Annotated in this window: 2 protein-coding genes; both read right to left on the bottom strand. The window is 71.4% G+C overall.

The window, feature by feature from the left end:
- Position 1: 1 nt before the first annotated feature.
- Entirely contained in the window at positions 2 to 514 is a 513-nt protein-coding gene (locus U9980_RS17590) for a hypothetical protein (RefSeq protein WP_322768917.1), read from the bottom strand.
- Between the two features lie 5 nt (positions 515 to 519).
- Complete coding sequence (locus U9980_RS17585; protein WP_322768918.1) at positions 520 to 1,395, bottom strand: ABC transporter permease; 876 nt, start codon at positions 1,393 to 1,395, stop codon at positions 520 to 522.
- Positions 1,396 to 1,428 lie beyond the last annotated feature (33 nt).

The raw sequence follows: 1,428 nt of genomic DNA, 5'->3' as shown, positions 1-1,428 counted from the left end.
GTCAGGTGGTGTTGAAGCAGCCGTCGAACTCGAAGACCGGATTGATGACGTTCGTGCCGGTGGCGGTCGCGATGGTGAGGGGGCCGACGAGTTTCGCGGGACCGCTGGCCAGGTAGCAGCCGTTGGAACGGGCCTGGACGTCGTACTTGCCGTTCTGGGCCTTGCCGGTCGTGTCGGTCCAGGCGACCATGCAGCTCCAGTCGCTACCGGCGCCCTGATCGGCCACGGTCGGGCCGCCGTTGTCCGGCCCGGTGGGGTTGCCGCGGTGACAGGTCGCTGTGGCGGCGACCGCGGCCGCGGTGAGGCCGGGATGGCCGAGCAGGGCCTGCTGCTGGACGTAGAGGTTGGCGAAGACCGGGCTGATGGAGCCCTCCAGGCGGGGGCGGGTGATGTCCGGGGAGCCGCAGCCGGCCAGGGCCACGGTGAGCGCCACGGCGCCGGCGGCGGCGACCGCCCGGGGCAGGCGGACAACGAGCGGCAGGTGGGGCAGGTGGGGCAGGATGGGTCGTGGCATCGGGGTCAGCCTCCGGTGATGTCGCGGCGACGCAGCACGGTGTAGGCGACGCCCAGGCAGATCGCGATGTAGGCGAGGCTGACGAGTGCGCCCTGGGACAGCGGGCCGTAGTAGGGGTCGCCGGCCAGTAGGCCGTGCCAGGAGTCGAACGGGGTGGTCAGGAGCAGGTGGCGGATGGTGTCGGTGCCGTTGAGGAACGCGTAGAGCTGCATGACCAGCCCGAGGATGATCGGGCCGACGATTCCGACCGGGCTGCTGCGGGTGACCACCGACAGCATCAGCCCGACGCTGGTGAACCCGAGCAGGGGCAGGAGCGCGGTCGCCCACGCGGCGAGGACCAGTCCGGCGGCGTGGCCGGCGGGCAGCAGGGTGCCCGACAGGCTTTCCAACGGCTGGTGTCCGACGAGCAGGACGCCCGCGGCCAGGGCGCTGGCCGCGAGTACGGCGAGCACGAGCATCGCGAAGGTGGCCGCGGCCAGGGTTTTGCCCCAGAAGATCTGGGTGCGGCTGTGGGAGCGGGTCAGGATGGTCTTCCACGTGCCGTGCTGGTCCTCGCTGGCGAAGATGTCACCGGCGACCAGGCTGGTCAGCAGCGGGAACACCCACTGGGCGGCGAACCCGAGGATGAGCAGCGGGGTGGCGAAGCCGCTGGTGTGCACCCATCGGCCGTAGAGGGTGTCTTTGGGGAGCCGGTCCTGCTGGTTGAGCAGGACGACGAAGACGAACGGTGTGACCAGGCAGACGGCGAGGGTCGCGCGGGTGCGGGCCTGGGCGGCGAGTTTGGTGATCTCCCAGCGGTAGACGGTCACGATCCGGCCGGGGGTCCGTGGCGGGCCGTCGGTGCCGGTCGTCGTCGGCGCGTCGGGGGTGATGGTGGTCATCGGGCTGCTCCGGTCAGGGCGTCCGGGCCGCTG

The sequence above is a fragment of the Protofrankia sp. Cr1 genome, from assembly GCF_963555865.1.
Taxonomy (GTDB): Bacteria; Actinomycetota; Actinomycetes; order Frankiales; family Frankiaceae; genus Protofrankia.
Note: the sequence above shows the minus strand (reverse complement) of the source record. Positions and strands in the feature narration are given on the sequence as shown.

Excerpts from the sequence above, each read along its gene's own strand:
- U9980_RS17590 (WP_322768917.1), bottom strand. The coding sequence starts at position 514 with ATGCCACGACCCATCCTGCCCCACCTGCCCCACCTGCCGCTCGTTGTC.
- U9980_RS17585 (WP_322768918.1), bottom strand. The coding sequence starts at position 1,395 with ATGACCACCATCACCCCCGACGCGCCGACGACGACCGGCACCGACGGC.